This is a genomic window from Actinoplanes auranticolor (assembly GCF_018332655.1).
Classification (GTDB): Bacteria; Actinomycetota; Actinomycetes; order Mycobacteriales; family Micromonosporaceae; genus Actinoplanes; species Actinoplanes auranticolor.
Window position 1 is genome coordinate 19,251 of sequence record NZ_BOQL01000080.1, and the last position, 21,858, is coordinate 41,108.

General features: G+C 72.2%; 22 protein-coding genes. 13 read left to right on the top strand and 9 right to left on the bottom strand.

Features of this window, described 5'->3' with window-relative positions:
- Nucleotides 1–65: 65 nt before the first annotated feature.
- Entirely contained in the window at nt 66–638 is a 573-nt protein-coding gene (locus tag Aau02nite_RS41815; protein WP_212994225.1) for an NADPH-dependent FMN reductase, read from the bottom strand.
- A 90-nt stretch (nt 639–728) separates the two neighbouring features.
- Between Aau02nite_RS41815 and Aau02nite_RS41820 the strand changes: the two genes are divergently transcribed.
- The 4 genes from Aau02nite_RS41820 to Aau02nite_RS41835 are packed head-to-tail and all read left to right on the top strand — an operon-like array spanning nt 729 to nt 2,786.
- Entirely contained in the window at nt 729–1,235 is a 507-nt protein-coding gene (locus Aau02nite_RS41820) for a MarR family winged helix-turn-helix transcriptional regulator (protein WP_212994226.1), read from the top strand.
- 15 nt (nt 1,236–1,250) lie between these two features.
- Complete coding sequence (locus tag Aau02nite_RS41825) at nt 1,251–1,862, top strand: ribonuclease FAU-1 family protein (RefSeq protein WP_212994227.1); 612 nt, start codon at nt 1,251–1,253, stop codon at nt 1,860–1,862.
- A gap of 30 nt (nt 1,863–1,892) precedes the next feature.
- Nucleotides 1,893–2,192 carry an ArsR/SmtB family transcription factor gene (locus Aau02nite_RS41830; protein ID WP_212994228.1) on the top strand — a complete coding sequence of 100 codons (300 nt, stop codon included), beginning with the start codon at nt 1,893–1,895 and terminating at the stop codon, nt 2,190–2,192.
- A 3-nt stretch (nt 2,193–2,195) separates the two neighbouring features.
- Entirely contained in the window at nt 2,196–2,786 is a 591-nt protein-coding gene (locus Aau02nite_RS41835; protein WP_212994229.1) for a phosphoesterase PA-phosphatase, read from the top strand.
- 3 nt (nt 2,787–2,789) lie between these two features.
- Here Aau02nite_RS41835 and Aau02nite_RS41840 read toward each other — a convergent pair whose 3' ends face one another.
- The 3 genes from Aau02nite_RS41840 to Aau02nite_RS41850 form a co-directional block, all read right to left on the bottom strand.
- Complete coding sequence (locus Aau02nite_RS41840; RefSeq protein ID WP_212994230.1) at nt 2,790–4,139, bottom strand: MFS transporter; 1,350 nt, start codon at nt 4,137–4,139, stop codon at nt 2,790–2,792.
- A gap of 49 nt (nt 4,140–4,188) precedes the next feature.
- The gene (locus Aau02nite_RS41845; RefSeq protein ID WP_212994231.1) at nt 4,189–6,306 is read right to left on the bottom strand and encodes a hypothetical protein; all 2,118 of its coding nucleotides are present in this window, start codon (nt 6,304–6,306) and stop codon (nt 4,189–4,191) included.
- 78 nt (nt 6,307–6,384) lie between these two features.
- Nucleotides 6,385–6,945, bottom strand: coding sequence for an NYN domain-containing protein (locus tag Aau02nite_RS41850; RefSeq protein WP_246595846.1), 561 nt, complete (start codon nt 6,943–6,945; stop codon nt 6,385–6,387).
- Between the two features lie 140 nt (nt 6,946–7,085).
- Here Aau02nite_RS41850 and Aau02nite_RS41855 point away from each other — a divergent pair, with 140 nt between their 5' ends.
- The gene (locus Aau02nite_RS41855) at nt 7,086–7,667 is read left to right on the top strand and encodes a Uma2 family endonuclease (protein WP_212994233.1); all 582 of its coding nucleotides are present in this window, start codon (nt 7,086–7,088) and stop codon (nt 7,665–7,667) included.
- 15 nt (nt 7,668–7,682) lie between these two features.
- On the opposite strand, the gene ychF is transcribed toward Aau02nite_RS41855, so the two are convergent.
- The 3 genes from ychF to Aau02nite_RS41870 all read right to left on the bottom strand — a co-directional run bounded on the left by ychF (nt 7,683) and on the right by Aau02nite_RS41870 (nt 10,712).
- A complete protein-coding gene (ychF, locus tag Aau02nite_RS41860) occupies nt 7,683–8,768 on the bottom strand; it encodes a redox-regulated ATPase YchF (RefSeq protein ID WP_212994234.1) in 1,086 nt (361 codons plus the stop codon).
- Between the two features lie 11 nt (nt 8,769–8,779).
- Nucleotides 8,780–9,895: a helix-turn-helix domain-containing protein gene (locus Aau02nite_RS41865; protein ID WP_212994235.1), complete on the bottom strand. Its 1,116-nt coding sequence runs from the start codon at nt 9,893–9,895 to the stop codon at nt 8,780–8,782.
- A 124-nt stretch (nt 9,896–10,019) separates the two neighbouring features.
- Complete coding sequence (locus Aau02nite_RS41870) at nt 10,020–10,712, bottom strand: hypothetical protein (protein WP_212994236.1); 693 nt, start codon at nt 10,710–10,712, stop codon at nt 10,020–10,022.
- 78 nt (nt 10,713–10,790) lie between these two features.
- Between Aau02nite_RS41870 and Aau02nite_RS41875 the strand changes: the two genes are divergently transcribed.
- The 6 genes from Aau02nite_RS41875 (at nt 10,791) to Aau02nite_RS41900 (ending at nt 18,227) form a co-directional block, all read left to right on the top strand.
- A complete protein-coding gene (locus Aau02nite_RS41875; RefSeq protein ID WP_212994237.1) occupies nt 10,791–12,203 on the top strand; it encodes an AlkA N-terminal domain-containing protein in 1,413 nt (470 codons plus the stop codon).
- Nucleotides 12,200–12,700, top strand: coding sequence for a methylated-DNA--[protein]-cysteine S-methyltransferase (locus Aau02nite_RS41880; protein WP_212994238.1), 501 nt, complete (start codon nt 12,200–12,202; stop codon nt 12,698–12,700). Before Aau02nite_RS41875 ends, Aau02nite_RS41880 begins: the two co-directional genes overlap by 4 nt.
- Before the next feature lie 99 nt (nt 12,701–12,799).
- Complete coding sequence (locus tag Aau02nite_RS41885) at nt 12,800–14,413, top strand: glycoside hydrolase domain-containing protein (protein ID WP_212994239.1); 1,614 nt, start codon at nt 12,800–12,802, stop codon at nt 14,411–14,413.
- Between the two features lie 81 nt (nt 14,414–14,494).
- On the top strand, nt 14,495–17,020 hold the full coding sequence (gene valS / locus Aau02nite_RS41890; protein ID WP_212994240.1) for a valine--tRNA ligase: 2,526 nt from the start codon (nt 14,495–14,497) through the stop codon (nt 17,018–17,020).
- Between the two features lie 59 nt (nt 17,021–17,079).
- A complete protein-coding gene (locus tag Aau02nite_RS41895; protein ID WP_212994241.1) occupies nt 17,080–17,673 on the top strand; it encodes a hypothetical protein in 594 nt (197 codons plus the stop codon).
- 5 nt (nt 17,674–17,678) lie between these two features.
- Nucleotides 17,679–18,227, top strand: coding sequence for a hypothetical protein (locus Aau02nite_RS41900; protein ID WP_212994242.1), 549 nt, complete (start codon nt 17,679–17,681; stop codon nt 18,225–18,227).
- Between the two features lie 34 nt (nt 18,228–18,261).
- Here Aau02nite_RS41900 and Aau02nite_RS41905 read toward each other — a convergent pair whose 3' ends face one another.
- Nucleotides 18,262–18,993 (bottom strand): hypothetical protein, encoded by a 732-nt coding sequence (locus Aau02nite_RS41905; RefSeq protein WP_212994243.1) that lies wholly within the window; start codon nt 18,991–18,993, stop codon nt 18,262–18,264.
- A gap of 53 nt (nt 18,994–19,046) precedes the next feature.
- Here Aau02nite_RS41905 and Aau02nite_RS41910 point away from each other — a divergent pair, with 53 nt between their 5' ends.
- On the top strand, nt 19,047–20,201 hold the full coding sequence (locus tag Aau02nite_RS41910) for a DNA recombination protein RmuC (RefSeq protein WP_212994244.1): 1,155 nt from the start codon (nt 19,047–19,049) through the stop codon (nt 20,199–20,201).
- On the opposite strand, the gene Aau02nite_RS41915 is transcribed toward Aau02nite_RS41910, so the two are convergent.
- Nucleotides 20,172–21,293: a 4-hydroxy-3-methylbut-2-enyl diphosphate reductase gene (locus Aau02nite_RS41915; RefSeq protein WP_438841229.1), complete on the bottom strand. Its 1,122-nt coding sequence runs from the start codon at nt 21,291–21,293 to the stop codon at nt 20,172–20,174. The genes Aau02nite_RS41910 and Aau02nite_RS41915 overlap by 30 nt on opposite strands.
- 9 nt (nt 21,294–21,302) lie before the next feature.
- Here Aau02nite_RS41915 and Aau02nite_RS41920 point away from each other — a divergent pair, with 9 nt between their 5' ends.
- Entirely contained in the window at nt 21,303–21,824 is a 522-nt protein-coding gene (locus tag Aau02nite_RS41920) for a hypothetical protein (protein WP_212994246.1), read from the top strand.
- Nucleotides 21,825–21,858 lie beyond the last annotated feature (34 nt).

Here is a 21,858-nt window from a genome sequence, read left to right on the forward strand (position 1 = left end):
CGCGAGAGCGGGCCGCCGGGATGCTCTGCTCACCCCGGCGGCCCGCCGTATCAGTGCTGTCGCGCTCAGACGGCGACAGCGGCCTTGCGCAGCGGCGCCAGCGCGGTGCTCCACGCCACGACCTGGTCCAGCACCGTGGTGAGCGCGCCGGCCTGGTGGGCCCCCGGGGTGAACTGGCTGTAGTTGACGAAGTCGGTGGCCAGCGACAGCGTGACCGCCGCGCGGACGTCCGCCATCATCAGCTCGCCGGCGATGAGGCGCAGCGACTCCACGGCGCGGGCGCCGCCGACCGAGCCGTAGCCGACGAAGCCCACGGCCTTGTTGTTCCACTCGGCGAACAGGAAGTCGATGGCGTTCTTGAGCACGCCCGAGGTCGCGTGGTTGTACTCCGGGGTGACGATCACGAAGCCGTCGAAGGACGCGATCTTGGCCGCCCACTCGAGGGTGTGCGCCTGGCTGTACTGGGCCATCGACGGCGGAATCGGCTCGTCGAGGTGGGGCAGCTTGTAGTCGAGCAGGTCGACCAGCTCGAACTCCGCATCGGTGCGCTGCGACGCCAGGTCCAGGACCCACTTGGCGACGGCCTCGCCGTTACGGCCGGGCCGGGTGCTGCCGAGGATGATTCCGATCTTGGTCATGACAGGTGACTCCGTTGCTCGAAAACGTTGTTTGCTTCGTCAAGCAAATAGGTCTGGGCGGTGTGGTGTCAAGGTCGTAGGATCTTTGTCATGTCGGCCACCCCCCTCGCCGGGCCCGCCGCGGTGGTGCCGCTGAGCCCCGAGGAGGAGGCGGTCATCCGGGCGCTGGGCCGGCTCATGCTGGTCATGCCCCGCGTGCTGGACGCGGACCTGCAGCAGGAGCAGCGCATGTCGCTGAGCGAATACTCGGTCCTGCGGCACCTGTCCGAGACCGAGCACGGCCGGATGCGGATGAACGAGCTGGCCGCCGCCTGCGACATGTCGATGAGCGGCATGACCCGGCTGGCCGCCAAGCTGGAATCCCAGGGTCACCTGCGGCGCGTCCGCTGCGAGAACGACGCCCGCGGGTTGAACGCGGTGCTCACCGACAGCGGGCTGGAAAGGCTCCGTGAGGCGTGGCCGACCCACCTGCGCAGTGTCCGGAGCCACATCATGGATCACCTGGAAGGCTTGGATCTGCGCCGGCTCGCGACGGCACTCGAGGCAATGGCGGGCGGTGACGGGGCGTCGTGTCAGAGTTCCCGGCATGACGACTGACACCCACCCGGCCGCATGACGTACCACCCCGGAGATCTGGTCGTCCGGCGCTTCCTGCACCCCGACCGGCGCCTCGCCGCCGTCCAGGCCGCCCGGGTGGTCAGCGACGACGACCGCGGGCTGCTGCTGTTCGTCGACATCGGGGCCGAGTCGATGCGGCGCACCGACCTGACCGGCGCCCCGACCCGGCACCTCCCCGTCGCCGACGAGCTGGCGATGCCCACCATGCTGGCCCCCGTACGCCGGGAGACCTTCCGCTCGCTGCTGCTCCTGCCGCCCGGCGCGCCGCACTCCGTCTCGTGGAGCTGGCTGGCCGACGGCACCTTCACGGGTTGGTACGCCAACCTCGAGACCCCGGCGCGCCGCTGGCCGGGCGGGGTCGACTCGCACGATCAGACCCTCGACGTGCTGGTCACGGCCGACCGCTCGTGGTTCTTCAAGGACGAGGAGGACCTGGGCGCCCTGGAGCCCGCCGAGGCGGCCGCCGTCCGTGCGGAGGGTGAGCGACTGGGCAAGCTGGCCGAGACCGCGACGTTCCCCTTCGACGGCACCTGGCTCGACTTCACGCCCCCGCCGGAGTGGACGCCGGCCACCCTGCCGCCCTGGTGGGACGCCGCCACCTCCTGACGCATGCCGTTATGGGTATACGATGGACCCATGGCACGAGCGGCGACGACGACGGACGCGTTCAACGCGGTGGCCGAGCCCCGGCGGCGGGAGATCCTCGACCTGCTGGCCGACGGTGAGCTCAGTGTCAACGACCTCGTGGCCTTGCTCGGCCTGGCCCAGCCGCAGGTCTCCAAGCACCTGCGGGTGCTGCGGGAGGTCGATCTCGTGCAGGTCCGCGACCAGGGCCGCCGACGGCTCTACCGGCTCAATCCCGAGCCGCTCAAGCCCATCCAGCAGTGGCTGAGCCAGTACGACTTCCTGCTCGGCCTCCTCGCCCCGGCCGCCTGACCGGTGACCGTCACCGCCGCCGACCGGACCGCCCGGATCGCCTCCGAGGTCCTCGCCCCCGCCGTCCTGGTCGCCGCCCTGCTGCTCGTGGTCGGCTGGCACGCCGGTGACCAGCCCGGCGTCTCCCGCTGGTGGGGCCTGCCCGGCGCCCTGTTCGCGGCCGGCATCCCGCTGGCGTACGTGCTCCGCGGCGTGCGGCAGGGCCGGCTGAGCAGTCACCACATCCCCGAACGCGAGCACCGCCGGGTCCCGCTGCTGTTCGGCATCGCCTCGGTGGCGGCCGGCCTGCTGGTCCTGGCACTGCTGGGCGCCCCGCGCGAGGTGCTGGCCCTGCTGGCGGCGGGCGGCACGGGGCTGGTGGTGTTCACGGTGGTGACCCACTGGTGGAAGATGTCCATCCACGCCGGTGTGGCGGCTGGCACGGCGGCGACCCTGACGGCGGTCTACGGCCCGGTGGCCCTGCTCAGCGTGCCGCTGGTGCTGCTGGCCGGCTGGGCGCGCGTGCGCCTCTCCGCCCACACCAGGGCCCAGGTTATCGCCGGCGCCCTGGTCGGAGCGGTGATCGCCGGCACGGTCTTCCCGGCGCTGCGCTGAGGCTCACCGGCTCGCCGCGACCCGGAGGGCGATCAGGACGGTCCCGGCGCCGAGCAGCGTGGTGAACAGGAACGGGCCGGTGAACGGGGCCAGCGCGAAGAGCAGGCCGGACAGCGCCAGAGCGACACTGCCGCCCACGGCGTCGGAGATGCTCTTCGCGGCGGTGTTGAAGCCCTCCTCACCCGGTGCCGAGAGCGCCAGCACCAGCGTGCTGATCCGGGGGTACAGCGTGCCCATGCCGGCGCCCGCCGCGAACCAGCCGACCGCCGCCATCGCCGGGTGCAGGTGCGCGACGGCCGTCACCAGCTCCAGCGCCGCCCCTCCGGCCAGCAGCGTGGCGCCCGTGCGGATCGCCGTACCCGGATCGAGCCGGTCGCCCAGCCGGCCCTGCACCGCCGACGCCAGTGCCCACGCGATCGCGCCCGCGGTCAGAGTGATGCCGGACAGCCAGGCCGGCAGACCGTAGCGGTCGTGCAGCAGCAGCGGCAGGTAGACCTCCGTGCCGAAGAAGACCCCGCCGGCGACCCCGCAGAGCACCACCGTGGCCGGCAGCCCGGCGCGGATCCGGTACGTGCCCGGCGGCACCAGGTGGCGCAGCGCGAAGCCGATCACGACCACCGCGACCGGCGCCAGCAACCAGGCCGCCGACCGGTCCAGCTCGCCGAGCGAACTGAGCACCACCACGCTGACCGCGACGACCGCGGCCTCGGCCACCCGGCGCGCGTCGGTCGCGGACGCCGGCACCCGGTCGGCCGAAGCCCGGTCCCGGCCCCGGACCGCGGGCACCATCATCCCGGCCGCCACGGCGACCAGCGCGACCACCCCGAGGAACACCCAGTGCCAGCTCAGAGCGTCGGCGACGAAACCGGCGACGAACGGCCCGACCATCGACGGCAGGACCCAGGCGGAGGCGAAGGCCCCGAAGATCTTGATGTGCAGCGGGGCCGGATAGACCAACGCGACGAGCACGTACAGCGCCACGGTCATCCCGCCCGCGCCGAGGCCCTGCAGGAAGCGCGCCGCCACGAACACCGGCATCGACGTGGCCGTGCCCGCGACAGCCAGCCCGGCCGCGAAGACGGCGATCGCGGTGAACAGCGGGACGGCCGGTCCGCGCCGGTCGGCCCAGGAGCCGATCGCGACCATGCCGACGACACCGGCGGCCAGCGTCGACGAGAAGGCGAGGGCGTACAGGCCGCGCCCGTCCAGGTCGGAGGTGACGACCGGCATGATCGTCGTGACCGCCAGGGACTCGAAGGCGGCCAGGAAGACCAGGCTCCACGCGCCGACGGTGGGCAGGGCGTACGGCCGCCGCAGGATGCCGGCCCGGCTGAGATCGCTGTCCACGCTCACCGGCCGACCCTAGAACCTCACCCCCGGTTCAGGTCAAAGCCGGTGCGGCCTACTTCACGTCGATGTAGTCGCTGGCGCCGGTGGTGGCGGTGGAGGCTGCGTCGCCCGCGTACGTCCAGCGGAAGGAGCCGTCGGCCGACGCCTTCACCGTGGTCTTGAGCTGGCCTTTCGCGTCGGCCTTGACGGTCTTGACGGCCTTCCAGGCGGTCGTGCCGCGCTTGATGTACTGCAGGGTGGCGGTGCGTGCGCCGTACCCCTGGTAGGTCCAGGTCTCCCAGCCGGCGCGGGTCAGCGTGCCGGTGACCGTGATGGTCTTGCCCTTCTTCACCGGCTCCGGGTACGCGTTGACGATCAGCTTGGTGCCCCGCTTCACCGAGAACGCCCCGGCGGCGTGCCGGTCGGCGAAGCCCAGCCCGTCGGCCGCACGCGCCCACGCGGCGACCGTCCAGGCGCCGGCCAGCGCGTTGCGGGCCGCGTCCACCCTGACGTCCATGACGAAGCGGGCGGTGCAGACGGACGACGTGTTGCTGATCTTGGCGCAGTCGGCCGGGCCGGAGGCGAGCACGACACCGTCCGGCGCGGAGTAGCCACCGTGGTACAGGTAGGCGTCGCCGTCGGCGATGCCGGACGGATCCGCCGCGGTGAAGGTGGCGGTGAAGGCCCGGGCCCCGGACACGCCGAAGGCCAGGTCGGCGCCGCCGTTGACCGCGACGCTGGTGATCTTCGTGCTGCCCGCGGTCTCGTCCGGCGGGGTGGCCGGCCCGGCGAAGGCGCGGATCACCGTACGCCGCAGCCGGCCGTCCTGGTCGCCGGTGACGGTGACCCGCAGCGACACGAAGGCAGCCGTGGCCGGCACGGTGAGCGAGGCGCCGTCGAGCTCGGTCCACTCGGCGCCGTCGTTCGTCGAATACTCCACCTTGTCGACCGCGGCCGTACCGCCTCCGCGGGTCGACGCCGACGCGGTGATCTGGACGGCGGCAGCCGCGCGGTTGCGCGCGTCCAGGCCGGTGACGTCGACGCCGAGGTCGATCAGCGGCAGCGGCCCCTGGTCCGGCGCCCGGAAGTCCCACTCGCTGCGGATCCGGGTCGACAGCTGGGACCAGGCCACCCGCCGGGTGATGGTCTGGTCGTAGTGGTGCAGGCCGCCCTCGGCGGTCAGCTTGCCGGTGACCGCGGCCCGGGCGTCGGAGCCGGAATTGCCGGCCGCGTCGGCGTACGCGGCCGGCTCGTGCATGCGCAGCTCGTCGCCGTCGCGGACCGAGGAACCCGGGGCCCGCGGCAGCAACGGCCCGGCGCCGATGGTCGTGCCGGCCGAGCTCCCCGCCGGCAACGCGCGGTCGGGCAGCACCACCGAGCTGTCCCCCGCGCCGAGAGTCAGCTTGCGGTGCAGCGTGAGCCCGGGGGTGACGTACTCGGTCACGGTGCTCGGCAGGCGTACCGGTGACTCCAGATAGGAGCCGCTCCACCTGTCCTTGAGCGCGGAGCCCAGCGCCGCGTTCGTAGTGACACCCTGCGCCCGCAGGGTGGTGACCGTCTTCGCGAGCTGGGCCGTGGTCACCTTGGCGATCGCCGCGCCGGCCACCGCGGGCCAGGAACGCTGCAGGTCATAGCGGTACGGGCTGGGCACGGCAGCCGACGAACCCGCCTTGGTCTGCAATTCGTGCAGGCGCAGGGCGACACCGGGGACGGCGAACGGCGAGACGTACGTCCTGGCGGGCCCGCCACCGGTGAAGCCGACCTTCTCACCGCTGCCGAGCTCCAGCCAGTACGCCGCCGTGGACCGCACGGCGGTGGCGTCGTCGGTGACGAAGGCGGTCTCCTTGGCGGCGGACTCGGCGAAGGTGACCGAGAGCGCGGCGTCGGTGACGGTGAAGGTGCGCACGAGCAGGTAGTTGCGCTGGCGGAAGTAGCCGTACCGCGCGACGGCGACGTAGTCACCCGGGGCGAGCTGCGCGGTGCCGTTCGGGCTGTCGCCGTCGCCCTGCACGACGTGGTACTTCCAGGTGCTGCGGTCCCAGACGTACATGAACTTGCCGGAGACGGCAGTGCTCGCGGTGATGGCGAACTTCACCTGGTACGTCGCCGCCGCGGACGCGGCCGGCGGGGCCAGAGCAAGACCCAGGGCGACCACCATCGCGGCCGCGGCGGTGCGCAGAATTCTCACCATCGGGCCACATTAGAGCTTGGCGGCGGCGCCCGGGGTCCCCTGATCGGCCGCGCTCACCGGCCACGCGGCCCCGGACCGCTACAGGAAGGCCTCGGGATCGAAGCTGTCGACCGGGATGATCCGGACCCGCGGCAGGACACTGGTGAAGCAGTTCGCGTCGAATTCCAGGTCGAACAACGTCAGGCCGCTGTCCTCGAGGCCGGCGAAGCCGCCGTTGAAGAACTCGGGGAAACCCACCACGCCCACCCGGCGGTCGCCGGTCAGCAGGCGGGTGATGTGCGGCAGGAAGTCACCGTCGTGGCTCGCCAGCAGCACGTCCCCCGGCCGCCGGCCGATCGCGTCCAGGGTGCGCTGGATGCCGATGTCCACGACCTTCTGGTGCGGCGCACCGGACAGCGGCACGGGCCGGTAGTCCATGGACTGCAACGCCCGGATGAACGGGGTGGGCAGGACCCCGGACGACGCGTTGAGGAAGAACAGCGCGGTGACCGGCTGACCCCACTGATCCTCCGCGAACTGCCGCAGCCGCTCCCAGCGCGGCCGCTCCTCGGAGTTGGGCCGGCGCTCGAGGATCTGCTGCCCCAGCGTCGAATCGATGTTCTCGCCATCGATGATCAGATACGTGACGGCGTCAGCCATGGTGGCACCCATCTCGGACGTTGAAGCGGAAATCGACCGCGTCGACACCTGCCGTGCGCGCAACTCCGGCATCGCCGCAACACCGGGAACGTCGAGCTCAACCGGCCGGAGCCGCGACTACTGAATGCTACCGTAACGGCATGACCGCGGCGCCCGAGTGGACGCGGCCGCCTCGCCCTGAGGGGTGGTACGCCGACGATCTCGACGAACTCGCCGAAGCACCCCGCCATACCGAACTGATCGATGGAGCCCTCGTCTTCATGACGTCTCCCCAGCGGGTCTGGCACGCACGGATGGTGACCGCGCTGGTGAACAGCCTGACGCACCAGGCACCGCCGGGCGTCGAGGTCGACCGGGAGATCACGATCCGACTCGACAAGTGGAACCGGCCCGAGCCCGACCTCCTGGCCGCGGCGGCACCCTACGATCCGTCCCGGACGTTCTACCCGCCGGAGGAGACTCTCCTGGTCGTGGAGGTGGTCTCCCCGGAGTCAGCCCACCGCGACCGCACGGTCAAGCTCCGCAAGTACGCGGAAGCCGGCATCGCCGACTACTGGCGCATCGAGGAGGAGGACGGATCACCTGTGGTCCACGCCTATGAACTCGACGGGCCCACCCGGTCGTATGTGCCGACCGCGATTCATCGAGACGAGCTGCGCACCACCACGCCGTTCGCGATCACGCTCGATCTGAACGGGCTGGTGCCCAGCCGCAACAGCTGAGCCACCGGACCGTCACTACACGTTGAACCTGAACTCGACGACGTCGCCGTCCTTCATGATGTAGTCCTTGCCTTCCATGCGGACCTTGCCCGCCGCCTTGGCCGCGGCCATCGAGCCCGCTGCCATCAGGTCGTCGTAGCTGACGATCTCGGCCTTGATGAAGCCGCGCTGGAAGTCGGAGTGGATCACGCCCGCCGCTTCCGGGGCGGTGGCGCCGACCGGGATGACCCAGGCGCGGGCCTCCTTCGGGCCGGCGGTCAGGTACGTCTGCAGGCCCAGGGTGTTGAAGCCGACCCGGATGAGCTGGTTGAGCCCCGGCTCGGTCTGGCCGGTGGACTCCAGCAGCTCCATCGCCTCGTCCTCGGGCAGGTCGATGAGCTCGGACTCGATCTTCGCGTCCATGAAGACGGCCTCGGCCGGAGCCACCAGGGCACGCATCTCGTCCAGGAACGCCGCGTTGCCCAGCTCGGCCTCGTCGACGTTGAAGACGTACAGGAACGGCTTGGTGGTCAGCAGGTGCAGCTCGGAGAGCAGCTCCAGCTCGATGCCCGCGGCCTTGGCTCCGGTGTAGAGGGTGGTGCCCTCGTCCAGCAGCTTGAAGGCCGCCTCGGCGGCCGCGACGGTGGGCAGCCGGTCCTTCTTGAGCTTGGCTTCCTTCTGCAGGCGCGGCAGGGCCTTCTCGACCGTCTGCAGGTCGGCCAGGATCAGCTCGGTGTTGATCGTCTCGATGTCGTCGGCCGGCGCGACCTTGCCGTCGACGTGCAGCACGTTCGGGTCGGAGAACGCGCGGACCACCTGGCAGATCGCCGAGGCGTCGCGGATGTTGGCCAGGAAGGCGTTGCCCCGGCCCTGACCCTTCGACGCGCCGCGGACCAGCCCGGCGATGTCGACGAACGACACCGGCGCGGGCAGGATCTTCTCCGAGCTGAAGATCTCGGCCAGCTTGCCCAGCCGCTCGTCGGGCAGCCCGACCACGCCGACGTTGGGCTCGATCGTCGCGAACGGGTAGTTCGCGGCGAGCACGTCGTTCTTGGTCAGGGCGTTGAACAGGGTGCTCTTGCCGACGTTGGGCAGGCCGACGATCCCGATGGTAAGGCTCACGACAGGCCAGTCTACGGGGCGGGCCGGTGCCCGTACGCCGTGAGCCCGGGAGCGCTCGACCATTCGTGCAGCACGGTGCCGTCCTGGGTCCAGTCCGGGGTGATGACCTCGCCGGCGACGATGGTGACCCGGGCCAGGACGCTGTACGTGTCCCGGGGCCCGTACCGCCGGCGCAGGTAGGCCCGGTTGCGGTCGCGGAAGCGCGGATCGGTCAGCGTGCGGACGGCGGCGTACGTGCTCCGGCCGGAGGTCCCGTCGCAGAGGGTGACCGACCGCATGCGGTTGAACGGGTTCGGCGCCCGGCAGAAGTGCGCGACGTCCTGGACCAGCCGCTGGTCCGGCGCCTCGCCCTCCAGCTCGGGCCGGAACACCGTCGCGCGGCCGTCCTCGCCGGCCACCCGGAAACCACCGGTGGCCGGATCGTCGCGGTCCCGGACGACCGGGAGGTCCAGCGACTTCACCACCCGCCGGGCCATCGGCGCGTCGATGCCGCCGAGCAGGACGAGATGGTTGGTGACGTCGCTCTGGTCGAGTTCGTCGGCGAGCTTGCGGTGCACCGGGACGCCGGGATTCGCGGCGCAGACGTGACCGTAGAGCTCGATCAGCGCATCCAGGTCGGAGTACGCGTAGAGCTCGACGTAGTCCGGGCTCTCCGGGGAGGTGGGCGCGCGCACGGCCCGCAGCTCGGCGGGCAGCCGCGCGCAGACCAGCGTGATCGGTGACCGGTCGGCGAAGTGCCACATGCCTTCCCACGGCGAGAGGGTGGTCAGCTCGTCGGTGCCCTGCTGCGCCGCCGACGAGGCGGCCGAGGTGGCGGCGTCCCGCAGCTCCAGCAGTTCCCGGCGGAGCTGCTCGAAGCGGTCCAGCTCCTCGCCGTGCAGGTCCTCCGCGGCCGGCAGCCGGGGATGACTCTCGCCGTGCGGGTGGGTGCCGGCGAACAACCGGGCATAGGCGTGCAGCCATTCCTCCGACGGCACCGCCTTGCCCTTCTCCCACGAGGAGATCAGCGGAACGCTCTTGCGGAACGCACGGGCCACCACGCCCTGGGTGACCGGCTCACCGTGAAAACCCGCTTCACGCAGCGCCCGCAGGCGGTCGCCGAGGCGCCGCTTACCGCCGTCCATCATCGCCGGCCCTTCAGCACAACTTCAGTTTTTACTGAACGCGCCCACCGCGGTGGGTCTCACGGCCCGCGTTTACCCACGAAGGCCGCAATCATGTGCTTCAGTTCGGCACTGAAATGGCCGAGCCCTAGCGGCGGTTGGCCAGGCCCAGCGGGTGGTCGGCCATCGTGCGGAGCTGGGTCACCATGCTGCGGGCGTCGCGGTCCGGGTTACCGCTCAGCGCGTCAGCCAGGGCCCGCAGCTGCGGAGCCGGAAGCTGAGCCAGGCCCACCCCGTGCAGCGGGATCGTGATGCTGTTACCGGAACGGTCCACGGCGATCAGCGTCGGCGCCTGCACCGTGGACTCGCGGGACGTATCCCGATGACGGCGGTAGGTGGTCGCCCCCGCGGTGATCGTCGCCGTGGCCAGGTCCACCGTGCGGGTGCGCAGGGCCGTGCGCACCGTCGCCCTCGTGCCCTCCAGCCACGCCGCCGTGCGCAGGGCGCTCACCGCCAGGTAGAGCCCGACCAGCACGAACGGGATACCGAGCAGGCCGATCAGCCGCAGCGGGCCGAAGCCGTCGCCGCCGGCGAACCAGCTGCCCTCCGAGATGCACTCGCGAACCGACGGGGGCAGCATCTCCGGCGGGATGCCCGAGACCTCCGACGCGCTCGGGCAGGAGTCGTCCGCGCCGAACGCGTTGCCCAGCCAGCCGTCCACCACGAACGGCAGCAGCGCGAACGCCGTACCGGCCGCCGCGAAGATCAGGCCGAACGCCGCACCGAACGCCTTCTGCGCCGGTGGGGAGCCGATCGACAACGGCAGCCGCTCAGAGATCACGGCCGAAGCATACGGCGCGCACGCTCATGTCCGAATCCCGCCAGCCAACCGCCCCGCGCGGGGAGCAGACTCAGGTCCATGGAGTTGGACTTCGAACGGTGTTACCGGGCCGTCGACAGCCGTGACCAGCGGTTCGACGGCTGGTTCTACACCGCGGTCCGGACCACCGGAATCTACTGCCGGCCGTCCTGTCCGGCGGTCACCCCCAAACGCGAGAACGTCACCTTCCATCCCAGCGCCGCCGCCGCGCAGCGGGGCGGTTTCCGGGCCTGCCGCCGGTGCCGGCCCGACGCGGCGCCCGGCTCCCCCGAGTGGGACCTGCGGGCCGACCTGGTCGGGCGGGCCATGCGGCTCATCGCCGACGGGGTCGTCGACCGGGACGGCGTGCCCGGCCTGGCGAGCCGGCTCGGCTACACCGAGCGGCACCTCAACCGCCTGCTCACCGCCGAGCTCGGCGCCGGGCCGCTGGCCCTGGCCCGGGCGCAGCGCGCGCAGACCGCGCGCATCCTGATCGAGACCACCGACCTGGGCCTGGCCGAGATCGCGTTCGCCGCGGGCTTCGGCAGCGTGCGGCAGTTCAACGACACCATCCTCGAGGTGTACGCGCGGTCGCCGAGCGCGCTGCGGGAACGCCGGACGGCCCGGCAGCCGGAGGCGGGGACGATCAGCCTGCGGCTGGCGTTCCGGGCACCTCTGCACGCCGGCGCGCTGCTCGGGTTCCTGGCGGCCCGGGCGCTGCCGGGCATCGAGGAGTGCGACGTCACGACGTACCGGCGGGGGTTGTCTCTGCCGCACGGGAGCGCGACCGTCGCGCTCACCCCGGGTGACCGGTGGGTCTCCGCGACGCTGCGGCTCGCGGACGTCCGCGATCTCGCGCCCGCGGTCGCCCGCTGCCGGCGGCTGTTCGACCTCGACGCGGATCCGGTCGCCGTCGACGGCATGCTGGGTGCCGATCCCGCGCTGGTCGCGGCGGTGCGGACCGAGCCGGGGGTACGGGTCCCGCGCGCGGTCGACGGCTTCGAGCTGGCGGTACGCGCGATCGTCGGCCAGCAGGTCTCGGTCGCCGGGGCCCGCCGGACGCTGAGCCGCCTGGTGCCCCCGGCCGCCGGTGAGCTGCGCGGCTTCCCGGACGCGGCCACCGTGGCCGAGCTGGGCGACACCGCGTTCCGGATGCCCGCCGCCCGCCGGGAGACCATCCGCGCGCTGGCCCAGGCCGTCGCCGACGGCAAGCTCGACCTGGAGCCCGGCGCCGACCGCGAGGAGTCCGTGGCCCGGATGCTCGAGGTGCCCGGCATCGGCGCCTGGACCGCCGGCTACGTGGCCATGCGGGCCATCGGCGACCCGGACGTCTTCCTGCCCACCGACGTGGCGGTCCGGCGCGGCGCGCGAGCGCTCGGCCTGCCCGACTCCCCCCAGGCGCTGGCCGCGCACGCCGAACGCTGGCGGCCCTGGCGCTCCTACGCCCTGATGAGACTCTGGAGAGCAGCATGATGCAGTACTCGACCCTCGACACCCCGGCCGGACCGCTCACCTACGTCGTCAGCTCCGCCGGGGCGGTCCGCGCCAGCGGCTTCACCACCGACGTGCAGGCGCTGCTGGCCCTCGTGCACCCGGCCCTGCTGGAGGAGGTACGCCCGGCCGCCGACGCGGGCGGGATCGGCGCGATCGTTCGGTCCTATCTGGACGGTGACCTCGGCGCCCTGGACACCGTGCCGGTCGAGCAGCGGACCGGCGGGCCGTTCATGGCCCACGCCTGGCAGGTGATGCGCGACATCAAGCCCGGCGCACCCCTGACCTACCGCGGCTACGCCGAGCTGGCCGGACGGCCCGCCGCGATCCGGGCCGCGGCGGCTGCCTGCGCGCGCAACGCCGCCGCGTTGTTCGTGCCCTGTCACCGGGTGGTCGGCACCGACGGCACACTGCGCGGTTACCGCTGGGGCCTGGGCGTGAAGACCTGGCTGCTGGCCCACGAGAGCGGCGGCGCGTAGCCGTTCGACTTCGAAGATCGCCTGTTCGGCCGTACCCGGTGCCCTGATCCTTTGATTGGGTCGGACGTCTCCTGTCGTCCGTCCCGGAAAAGGGTCTTCATGCGCACAACGGCGCCGGTGCACCGCAAGCGAGTCGTCCGGGCAGCGTTCGGCGTCGCGGTCGTCCTGCTCTCGACGCTGACCCTGACCCAGGCCGACGCGACGATGACGGCCGGCGCCGCGGCGACCGTGCAGCCGGGCACGTTCAAGGGCAAGGCCTTCGACGCCTGCACGGCACCGTCCAGCGCGAGCATGGCGGCGTGGCGCAAGGCGTCGCCGTACCGGGGCATCGGCATCTACATCGGCGGCAACAACCGGGGCTGCACCCAGAAGAACCTCACCGCCGGCTGGGTACGCACCCAGGTCGCGGCCGGCTGGCACCTGATCCCGCTCTACGTCGGGCCGCAGGCGTCGTGCACGATCGCGACCAAGAAGAAGAACCTGATCAGCAACACCAGGGCCGCCGCGCAGGGGGCCACCGCCGCGCAGGACGCCGTGGTGCAGGCCCGGGCGCTGGGCCTGGCCGCGCAGAGCGTGCTGATCTACGACATGGAGGCGTACCGGACCAACGACGCCGCCTGCCGCAAGGGCGTCCTGGCCTTCATGAGCGCCTGGACCGCCGAGCTGCACGACCTGGGTTACCTGTCCGGCTTCTACAGCAGCATGGGTTCCGGGGTGGCCGACCAGGTCGCCAACTACGCCACCCGCGGCTACGTACGCCCCGACTACCTCGACTTCGCCCGCTGGGACAAGGTGGCCACGCTCACCGACGCGGGGCTGCCGGCCACCCACTGGTCACCGCACCGCCGGATGAAGCAGTACCAGGGCGACCACAAGGAGACCTGGGGCGGCGTCACCATCAACATCGACAGCAACCTGGTCGACTTCGCCCCGCTGCCGGCCGCGAAGCTGGCCGACCACAACCGCAACGGCTGGTCCGACGTGCTGGCGCGCACGTCGAGCACGGGCAACCTGTTCCTCTACCCGGGCAACGGCACGTACGCCGACGAGAAGAACCGCAAGAAGATCGGCAGCGGCTGGAAGTCGATGAACGCGATCGTGCGGATCGGCGACCTCAACCGCGACGGCTACTCCGACGTTGTCGCCCGCGTGGCCGCCAACGGCTACCTGTACTTCTACCCGGGCCGCAGCAACGGCACCCTGGGCACCCGCAAGCTGCTCTCGAAGAGCTTCAAGAAGATGCGCGAGATCACCGCGATCGGCGACCTGAACAAGGACGGCTACCCGGACCTGCTGGCCGCCCAGACCAGCAACCACAACCTGTACCTCTACCCGGGCGCGAAGGGCACGAAGCTGGCCACCCGCAAGCTGATCGCGGCGGGCGGCTGGGACCAGCGCAACGAACTCACCGGCGCCGGCGACTTCAACCGCGACGGCCACCCCGACCTGCTGGTCCGCCAGGGCAAGGCGGGCCAGCTGTGGCTGTACCCGGGCCGCAAGGGCGCCCTGGCCGCCCGCAAGCAGATCGGTACGGGCTGGAACAACAAGCGCGACCTGCTCGGCGTGGGCGACTTCGACCGGGACGGGTACCCGGACCTGGCGGCGGTGCTCACGACGCCGGGCAGCCTGATGCTGTACCGGGGCACGGGCAGCGGGCTGCGTCCGGGCCTGCGGCTGGCGACCGGCTACAAGGGCCGGTCACCGCTCTTCTGAGCCGGCTGAACCTGGCCCGGGCTCTGGAGCGGTCCGCGGATACCGCTCGTCCATCGGCCGCCCCGGCCCTACGCTGGCCGCATGACGGAGCCTGCAAGCGGCCGGATGCCCGACCGCCCGACCCTCGACGGACTGGAAGACAAGTGGGCCTCCCGCTGGGAGGCGGAGGGGACCTACCGGTTCGACCGGTCGGTAGCCGAGCGGGCCAACGTGTACGCGATCGACACCCCGCCGCCGACCGTGTCCGGCGAGCTGCACATGGGGCACGTCTTCTCCTACACGCACACCGACACCGTCGCGCGGTTCCAGCGGATGCGGGGCAAGGCCGTCTTCTATCCGATGGGCTGGGACGACAACGGGCTGCCCACCGAGCGCCGGGTGCAGAACGTCTACGGCGTCTACTGCGACCCGTCGCTGCCGTACGACCCGCAGTGGCAGCCGCCCGCCGCTCCGCCCAAGCAGCCGCAGCCGGTTTCGCGGCGGAACTTCGTCGAGCTGTGCGGCCGGTTGACCGTCGAGGACGAGAAGGTGTTCGAGGCGCTGTGGCGGCGGCTCGGGTTGTCGGTCGACTGGGCGCTGACGTACACGACCATCGGGGCGCGGGCCCAGGCCGTCTCCCAGCGGGCCTTCCTCGACAATCTCGCGCGCGGGGAGGCGTACACGTCGGAGGCGCCGACGCTGTGGGACGTCGGGTTCCGTACCGCCGTCGCGCAGGCCGAGATCGAGGACCGGGAGCGGCCCGGGGCGTACCACCGGTTGCGTTTCCACGGCCCGGACGGGCCGGTCGAGGTCGACACGACCCGCCCGGAGCTGCTGCCCGCCTGCGTCGCGCTGGTCTGCCCGCCGGAGCACCCGCTGGCCGGCACGACCGTGCGCACGCCGCTGTTCGACGTCGAGGTGCCGGTGCACGGTCACCCGCTGGCCGAGGCGGACAAGGGCACCGGCGTCGCGATGGTCTGCACCTTCGGCGATCTGACCGACGTCATCTGGTGGCGTGACCTGCAGCTGGCGACCCGGGTGGTGCTGGGCCGCGACGGCCGCTTCCTGCCGGACCGGCCACCGGGCGTCCCGGCCGCCGCGTACGCGCAGTTCGCCGGGCTCACCGTCAACGCCGCCCGGCGGGAGATGGTCCGGCTGCTCTCCGAGACCGGTGACCTGCTGGGCGAACCGCGGCCGATCACCCACCCGGTCAAGTTCTACGAGCGGGGCGACTCGCCGCTGGAGATCGTCACCAGCCGGCAGTGGTTCATCCGCAACGGCGGGCGGGACGCTGGGCTGCGGGACGAGCTGGTGGCCCGCGGGGACGAGCTGACCTGGATCCCGCCGCACATGCGGCACCGCTACGACCACTGGGTCAACGGCCTGACCGGGGACTGGCTGGTCAGCCGGCAGCGGTTCTTCGGCGTGCCGGTGCCGGTCTGGTACCGGCTCGACGACGCTGGCGAGCCGGACTACGACAAGCTTCTCATACCGGATGTTTCTGCGTTGCCGGTCGACCCTTCCTCGGAGTGTCCGCCGGGCTTCACCGAGGAGCAGCGCGACGTCCCCGGTGGCTTCACCGCCGACCCTGACGTCATGGACACCTGGGCCACCTCGTCGCTGACCCCGCAGATCGTCGGCGGCTGGGGCAGCGACGAGGAGCTCTTCCGGCGGGTCTTCCCGATGGATCTGCGGCCGCAGGGCCAGGAGATCATCCGGACCTGGCTGTTCTACTCGATCGTCCGCTCCCACGCCGCGCACGGCACGCTGCCGTGGCGCACCGCCGTGCTCTCCGGCTGGATCCTCGACCCCGACCGCAAGAAGATGTCCAAGTCCAAGGGCAACGTCGTGACGCCGATGGACCTGCTGGTGCAGAACGGCGCCGACGCGGTGCGCTACTGGGCCGCGAACGGGCGCCCCGGCGCCGACCTGGCCTTCGACCCGGCGCAGATCAAGGTCGGCCGGCGGCTGGCCACCAAGCTGCTGAACGCGTCGAAGTTCGCCCTCGGGCTGGGCGCGGCGGACGCCCTGCGGCAGCCGGTGACCGCGGACCTGGACCGGGCCGTGCTGGCCCGGCTGGCCGAGGTGGTGCAGGCGGCCACGGCGGCGTTCGACGCGTACGACCACACGACCGCGTTGCAGGTGAGCGAGGCGTTCTTCTGGACGTTCTGCGACGACTACATCGAGCTGGTCAAGGACCGGGCGTACGCCGAGGGGCCGGGCGGCGACTCGGCCCGGGCCACGCTGGCGGCCGGGCTCTCCGTGCTGCTGCGATTGTTCGCGCCGTTCCTGCCGTACGCGACCGAGGAGATCTGGTCGTGGTGGCGCTACGGTTCGGTGCACACCTCGACGTGGCCGACGACGTACGAGCTGACCCGGGTCGCTCCCGGCGGTGACGCCACCCTGCTCGACCTGGCCGGGAACGCCCTGCGCCAGGTCCGCCGGGCGAAGTCGGACCGCAAGCTGTCGATGAAGGCCGACGTGCCGCTGGCCGAGGCCCTGGGCCCGGCGGAGGTGCTGGACCGGCTCGCGCTGGTCGAGGACGACCTCAAGGCCGCGGGCCGGATCGCCAAGCTCGACATGCTCCCCGGCCGCACGACGGAACTGGTGATCGCCAGCGCCTTCTGACGGGTGGCACGGCCACCGTCCTATGTATGGCGACCCGGCGGCGCGGGTAAGGACCGAGCATGACCGGAGACGACCCGATTCCTGACCGGGACCGGCTCCGCGCCGCCTCCGTCGCGCACACCCGCCGGGCCGTCCAGCGGGCCGCGATCGTCACGGTGGGCTTCTTCCTGGCGTTCGTCGCCGTCGTGTTCGTCACGGTCGACGACATGCGTTCCCGCGACGGCGCCCTCGCCGTGCTGGTCGGTCTGGCCATCCTGGCCGTCGCGGCCCTGCTGGGGCTGGGCGCCCTGCGAGCACAGGCCCGGAACCCGGCGCTGGTGCCGTCCGCTGACTCCGGCAGCCGCGCAGCCGTCGAGCTTGCCCTGCGTACGGGCCGCACGGACGACGCCCGGATCGACGCGCTGGCCCGGGAGAGCGCACAGCGCACCCTGCGCCGGCCGTGGCAGGTCTGGGGCCTGGCCTTCTTCGTGCTGCTGGAGGGCCTGGTGACGGTCACCCAGCTCATCAGCCGCGATTGGTGGCAGGCCCTCTTCTTCGGCGTCTTCACGGCCGGCTTCGCGGCGCAGACCGCCCGAGCGGTAGCGGATCTGCGCCGCCGGCGGGACTACCTTCGGCAACGCCGCCCGGTGGACGCCGCCGACACGGCAGCATAGGGGTCATGTCGATCCCGCCCGACGAGGTCGAGCCGCCGGCCGACGACGCCGTGCTCTTCCGGTCGTCGCCGTGGCGCACGTTCGCCCTGCTGGCCGGCACTCTGCTGGTCGCCTACGTCGTCGTGTCCCCGCTGGTCGCACTCGTCCTCGGCGCCCCGGACGACCCCTGGTGGTCCACCCTCGCGCAGGGCGCGGTCATCGCGGTCCTGGTCGCCGGGGCCTACACGCTGTCCTCCCGGTCCGCGCTCAACACCTGGGTGCGCGCGTCCTCCGGCGGCCTGGAGCTGGCTGCCCAGGGCAGCGACCCGGTGCTGCTGGCCTGGCCGGACATCGACCACCTGGTGGTACGCCGGGACGGCCTGCGCACGGTGCTCGACGTGACCCCCGTCGACCTGGACCGGGTCCACCCGGTGTCGGAGGAGGACGAGGGCTGGCCGGCGATCCGCGACGACGACGCCGATCCGCTGGGCCGGCCGGCCTTCACCGCGGACCTGACCCAGGTGTGGCCGGGCCCGCGGGCGCTGCGCCGGGAGCTGGCCCGCCGCATGCACTGAGCGTGGTCACCGCGGGCGGTGACCACGCCGGAGCTCAGAAGTCGCCGCCGAAATCCCCGCCGCCGAAATCCCCGCCACCGAAGTCGCCGGCCTGGGTGGAGTCGCCCCCGAAGTCGCCACCGCCGGCCGCGTCCTGGAAGCCGTCGCCGTAGCCCATGTCGCCGAAGCCCGGCGAGAGCAGCGCGTCGAAGATCAGCATGCCGCCGAGCACACCCGCGCCCGCACCCAGTGCCGTCTTCCAGACCGGCGTCGAATACCAGCCCGACGGGACCGGCCGGCCCTGCACCCGGCCACCCGGGTAGTAGTACGGCGTCTGGGGACCGGGCTGCGGGCCCGCCCTGTACTGATGTCCCTGGACGTTGACCTCGCGCTCGCGGGTGATCTGACCCGCGCCCTGCGCGCTCGCCAGCGGCGGCAGGTCCGGGCCCGGGTCGATGCCCATGGCCAGCCGGGCCGCGCGCACGTAGGCCAGCCCCTCCAGGGCGGACTCCCGGGCCAGCTCGAACTGCCGCACCGACTTGGCCTGCTGCAACTGCCCGCCGGCGGCGTTGTAGCGCTCGCCCGCGTCGGCCAGCGCCTGCCGGGCCGCCGGGTCGTCGCCGTGCAGGTTCATGACCTGCCCGCCGAGCCGTTCGTACCAGCGCTGAGCCTCGGCGCGGGCGTCCTCGAGCCGGGTCTGCTCGCGGGCCGCGCCGCTGCGCCGCGTGGCCAGGATGATCACCAGGACGACGACGATGATGAGTACCAGCAGCAGCAACACCTTCATCTCTCGACGGTACCCTCGTCGATCTCGTCGTACCCCTCTGGCAAGCTCCGAGGGTGACCTTCTCGACGCTCGCCGTGGTGATCATCTGTCTGGGGGTCGGCGCCGCCCTCGGCTGGTCGGCCGCCCGGCTGCGCGCCGCCACCGACATCGCCCGGCTCGAGGCCACGCTGCAGGCCGGCCGGGACGGCGAGAGCCGGCTGGAGCAGTCCCTGCGCTCGCTGTCGTACGAAGCGACGGCGCAGTCCCAGGAGGCGGTGGCCCGCGCGGTCGCGCCGCTGCACGAGACCCTGCGCCGCTACGAGCAGCGGGTGACCGAGCTGGAGCGGGACCGGGTGGACGCCTACGCCGAGCTGCGCGAGCAGGTCCGTTCCATGGGCGCGGTCTCCGGCGAGCTCCGCACCGAGACGAAACAGCTGGTTGCGGCGCTGCGCGCGCCGCAGGTCCGGGGCCGCTGGGGCGAGCATCAGCTGCGCCGCATCGTCGAGGCGGCCGGGCTGCTCGATCATTGCGATTTCCTCGAGCAGGTCACCGGGGCGACCGACCACCAGGGGGTACGCCCGGACATGCTGGTGCGGCTGCACGGCGGGCGCTCGGTGGTGGTCGACGCGAAGGCGCCCTTCGACTCGTACCTGTCCGCCATGGAGGCGCGCGACGAGCGCACCCGTGACTCCCACCTCGACCAGCACGCCCGGGTGCTGCGCGGGCACGTGGACGCGCTGTCGGCCAAGGCGTACTGGACGGCCTTCGACCAGACGCCGGACTTCGTGGTGCTCTTCGTGCCGGCCGACCCGTTCCTGGATGCGGCCCTGCAGCGCGACGCCTCGCTGATGGAGCACGCGTTCAGCCGCAACGTGGTGCTGGCGACACCGGCGACCCTGATCGCGCTGCTGCGCACGGTGGCCTACTCCTGGCGGCAGGAAGCGCTGGCCCGCAACGCGCTGGAGGTGCACAGCCTGGCCCGCGAGCTGTACGGCCGGCTCGCCACCCTCGGCGAGCACGTCGGCAAGCTGGGCAGTTCACTCAGCGGCGCGGTGACCGCCTACAACCGGGCGGTCGGGTCGCTGGAGTCACGGGTGCTGGTCAGCGCGCGCAAGCTGGCCGAGATGGGCGTCTCGGACGAGGAGCTGGCCGTGCCCGCCCAGGTGGAGCTGACCCCGCGCCAGCCGCAGGCACCCGAGCTAGTCGACGACAGCCGCGGCCTTTTTTGACGCGGCTGCCGCCTTCATGTCGCGGCGCAGCTCCTGCGGCAGCGAGAAGGTCAGCCGCTCCTCGGCGGTGGTGAACTCGGTGACCTCGCCGAAACCCCGGTCGGCCAGGTGCGCGAGCACCTCCATGACCAGGTCGTCGGGCACGCTGGCGCCGGAGCTGACGCCGACGGTGGTCGCGCCGGCCAGCCACTCTTCCTGGATCTCGGAGGCGTAGTCGACCAGGTGGCCGGCCCGCGCGCCGGCACCGAGGGCCACCTCGACCAGGCGCACCGAATTCGACGAGTTGGTGGAGCCGACCACGATCACCACGTCGCACTCCGGCGCGATCTCCTTGATCACGTGCTGGCGGTTCGACGTGGCGTAGCAGATGTCGTCGCTGGGCGGCGACTGGAGCAGCGGGAGCCGGGTCTTGAGCCGGGCGACGGTCTCCATCGTCTCGTCCACCGACAGCGTGGTCTGGGAGAGCCAGACGACCTTGGCCGGGTCCCGGACCACGACGTTCTCCACGTCGTCCGGTCCGTCGACGAGCTGGATGTGCGCCGGGGCCTCGCCCGCGGTGCCGATGACCTCTTCGTGCCCCTCGTGCCCGATGAGCAGGATGTCGTAGTCGTCGGCGGCGAACCGCTTCGCCTCGTGGTGCACCTTGGTGACCAGCGGGCAGGTCGCGTCGATCGCCTTGAGGTTGCGCTCGCGGGCCTGCTCGTGCACCTCCGGCGCGACGCCGTGGGCGGAGAACACGACGGTCGACCCCTCGGGGACCTCCTCGTTCTCCTCCACGAAGATCGCGCCGCGCTCCTCGAGCGTGGTGACGACGTGTTTGTTGTGCACGATCTGCTTACGCACGTAGACCGGGGCGCCGTAGAGCTTGAGCGCCTCCTCGACGGTCTGCACGGCGCGGTCGACGCCGGCGCAGTAACCCCGCGGCTTGGCGAGGAGCACACGCTTGCGTCCTGGGCTGATCGGGTCGGCAGTCACCCGGCCATGGTACGTGCCCGGAGCAGCCGTCAGCAGACGTGCGACGGGCGCCACAGCCCGGCCCGGGCCACGCGGCCCGGAACGTGAGCCAGGGGTGATCACGCCGCCGCGCGGCATACTCGTGCGGTGGATGCGACAAGCAAGACGATGCGGGACCGGGCCGGTGCCGCCGTACGGGGTGTGCTCGGCGCGCTGAGCCTCGTCGGCGGGCTGACCTGGATCCTGCTCACCCTGGGCGCGCCGAGGCCGGTGACCGACCTGGCCGTCGGTGTGGTGCTGGCCGTCGGCGGACTGGTACTGCTCATGCCGCACCGCGTGCCGCTGCCCGGCCGGGCCACCGCGGCGGCCACGATCGGCGCCGCCGTGGCCGGCACACTCGCCGGCGGCCTCGCGCAGAGCACCCAGCTCGGCGGCATGTACGTGTACCTGGCCACCCGGGGCTGGCCGTCCGCCTGGATCGCCCGGGCCGGCTCGGGCGGCGACCCGGCGACCGCCCGGCAGGTGGCCGAGCAGTCACGCTGGCAGATCGACGCGGTCAACCTCGCCGCCGACCTGTACTTCTGGGCATTCGTGGGACTGCTGCTGGTGGCCGCCGCCGGGCTGGCCCGCCGGCCCGCGCGCACCCCGGAGCCCGCTCTCGCCCCATGATCGACGCCCGTTTCCGCCCGGAGCACGATCGCCG